We start from the raw sequence: 2,962 nt of genomic DNA, 5'->3' as shown, positions 1-2,962 counted from the left end.
ATAGGCTCCGTGGGTGGCGGGTTAGTCCAACAAAAGCGCAACGTCAGGCCCGACTACGTCAGGGCTGCCTTTGAGCTTTAAGTGTTAGCGGCATTATATTTTACCAATAATTGTAAGTAGTCTATTTCTTAAATTTCCTCTAATTCGATCATTGAACGATGGTTGATTAGAACCACCCTGCACTTGATTAAATGTATCGATCTCTATCTCAGAGAGTCGAAAATATTCATATGTGTACTTCCCCTTTCCATCGTTCAAGGGAAAGTATTTAATATAGTCTTTACCATTTACGCTTAACCTATGTATGTTTATATTTTGGTTGTAATTATCAATATTTGGATGAATAAATTTATATGACATAGATTTGAAATAATCTTCTTTAGCAGTGGGATGATTTACTAAGAAATCAGTGCGGATCTTTTTGACATCCATATTGCATCTCTTACATGCAATTGCTAGATTATTTAGATTAAATGTTAGATCAGGATATTTACTTTTTGGCAGAATATGCTCAATATCAATAACCATTCTAAACTCTCCTATAAACAATTTAGCACAGTAGCAACATTTAGGGTTGTCACCATCCAAGTGAAAGGTCTTGAATCTAGTTTTACACTGATTGACTTCGGCTCTCTTCCAAGCCTTGTCTTTATCGTCTTTGACTGAATCAAAGATCGCAATTTCATCTTCCGTCCAATTAAAACTCATCTTATTTAGAATTATTGATTTCATCAACTAAATCATATAATGAAGCAAGGGCATTCTTCTGGACCTGATGATAAGAACTTTCTATTAGTTGTGATACTATAGTTCTAAATTCAGATCTACTAATTTTATTTTCATTTAACTCATTGACTTTTGAGACAACAAATTCAGATACATAATTATTGTCAGGCGTTGCGACATCAAAATAAACCTCATATGTTTCTTCTATACTTAAAATATTTCTATTTACTTTTACAAATTCACCCTGATTACCTTTAAACACGCTAAGCATAGTTTCCTTGGTTTCAGTTGCATTAATAATCAGTGGGGAATGGGTAGCAATGATTATTTTAGGTTCATACCTGTAAAATAGATCTAGTATCATTGTAATATATCCGATTTGCCACTTAGGATGTAAACTGTTTTCTGGTTCATCAATAAGTATCATCGCATGATTAGTAATGTTACTTGCTATGAATAGCATAGTACTGAGAATAGAAACTTCTCCTGAACTTGCTTGCCTTACATTTACCCTTTGGCTATCTTTATATAAAAAGATATCAGTTCGTTTTACTACACCGAGTTTTCTAAGTTCTTTCAGTAGATTAAGAATTCTGACAAGTAATTCAACATCTGAATCATACAAGCTAGCTTTATCTAACTCTAAGTGGAAACCATTCAAGCCATAGTGTTCATGAACACCAATTAAATAAATTATGCCCTTTATTTCATTGAGAACTTCAGATTGCCACCCCTCAGCTTCTAACTTAAGGTAGTCTATACTCGGATTCTTGAATCGAATTTGAACTTCTATTTCTGGCTGAAAACCTACATATTTTAGTATTTGACCAAATCTATAAATATTCTTGGAATCCTCTTTAACTATATTTTTAATGGAAGTTATGATAGCATTATTTGAACTAGATCGTCCCCTAGAATTTTTAAAATGAGCGATTTTACTATGATAGTATGTAAACTTATCATATATCGTATTCGCAACAGTGATTACATCATATCCGCTTTTAGATGCCGTTTTGGCCACTCTATTTAACACAGTCGATTTTCCAGAACCGTTTTCTCCGATTAGTATTGACAAGTTATTATTAGTTGAGAAGCTAACTGATAATTCATCTGATAATTCTTTAATATCCATTTCTACTTGTTTTACTTTTTGTTGCCGCTAACGTCACGGCTATGCGCAGGCTGACGAAGGAAGCTTGACGTCATAGCCATTGTTGGCTGCCGTATTCATTTTATATCATTAGTCTTGTTGGTATTCATAACCGTCTTTATTAGGAATTGTTACAACTCTTACCCATGAATTTCCTCTATCAGAAATCAAATGAAAGGTGTACTTAAATGCCCAGATTGATTTATCAAATTTATGAAATGAATGTACATTATAATGAGCCTTTGGTTCAATTATTATCCATTTTTTCGATTGGCTGGAATACTCTTCATTTAGTTCTATCTCCTTCTCTTCATTTTTTTTACCATTCTCCAAATCATCACTTAAAGCTTCTACTTTCATATATGATTTTGGATTTATGATGGCAATATTTCCTATATTATTTACTTTGATATTACAGAAAACGGAATTGTATTTTTCGTCTTTTTCGACAACTTTAGCAAAAACAACTAACTCGATATTCTCTTGAAATAATCTTCCTTTAAAAAATTTGAAATATGACAAAATTGCTCCTATGGAAATAAGTAAAATACTAACAATACTTGATAGAATATCAAAAAGCTCTTTGTATTCTTTGTAATGAGATTTGTTAGATTCATGATTTTTGAAAATCAAAATCCCAATTAAAAGAAGAATGATAAAGAGTAGTATTGAAAATATTTCAAATCTATTTCTATGTAACCATTTAACCATATTCTATAATACTTTGTAAAGTAAAAATCCAATAACGAATAATAATATACAAATTGTAAAGATGGTTAATATAGGCTTTATCGGTCTATAACTTAATTTTTCATCCTTATCGTCAAGGTAACTAATATTTGAATTACCTATAATCTTATCTCCTCCAATATTATCTCCAAATCCGCCATGCGTTTGAGAAATAATGTTTCCTTCACCAACAATACTTGCTTTATTTGTTTTTTTGTTTTTTTGATTCTCTTGTTTCATTTTTTGTTTTTTTATGGCAGCCAACAACACGCTACCCGCCAACATGCGTAAACAGCAACTATCTGCCTCCCCAAACATACGCAAATCCAACCAAATCCCGCAGTGTTTACGCAACCT

4 protein-coding genes are annotated in these 2,962 nt (G+C 32.0%); all 4 read right to left on the bottom strand.

Going from position 1 to position 2,962, the window contains the following annotated elements; genetic code table 11:
- Nucleotides 1-93: 93 nt before the first annotated feature.
- Nucleotides 94-732, bottom strand: a complete 639-nt coding sequence (locus tag B036_RS32695) for an HNH endonuclease (protein ID WP_020571598.1) — start codon at nt 730-732, stop codon at nt 94-96.
- Nucleotides 710-1,858: an AAA family ATPase gene (locus tag B036_RS0125655; protein WP_020571597.1), complete on the bottom strand. Its 1,149-nt coding sequence runs from the start codon at nt 1,856-1,858 to the stop codon at nt 710-712. Before B036_RS0125655 ends, B036_RS32695 begins: the two co-directional genes overlap by 23 nt.
- A gap of 108 nt (nt 1,859-1,966) precedes the next feature.
- A complete protein-coding gene (locus tag B036_RS0125650; protein WP_020571596.1) occupies nt 1,967-2,587 on the bottom strand; it encodes a hypothetical protein in 621 nt (206 codons plus the stop codon).
- A 3-nt stretch (nt 2,588-2,590) separates the two neighbouring features.
- The coding region (locus B036_RS31130; protein WP_044103858.1) for a hypothetical protein at nt 2,591-2,962 on the bottom strand (372 nt) is incomplete at its 5' end.

The sequence above is a fragment of the Neolewinella persica DSM 23188 genome, assembly GCF_000373105.1.
Taxonomy (GTDB): domain Bacteria; phylum Bacteroidota; class Bacteroidia; order Chitinophagales; family Saprospiraceae; genus Neolewinella; species Neolewinella persica.
The sequence above is the reverse complement of the archived record's forward strand: the minus strand, read 5'-3'. Positions and strand labels throughout refer to the sequence as shown.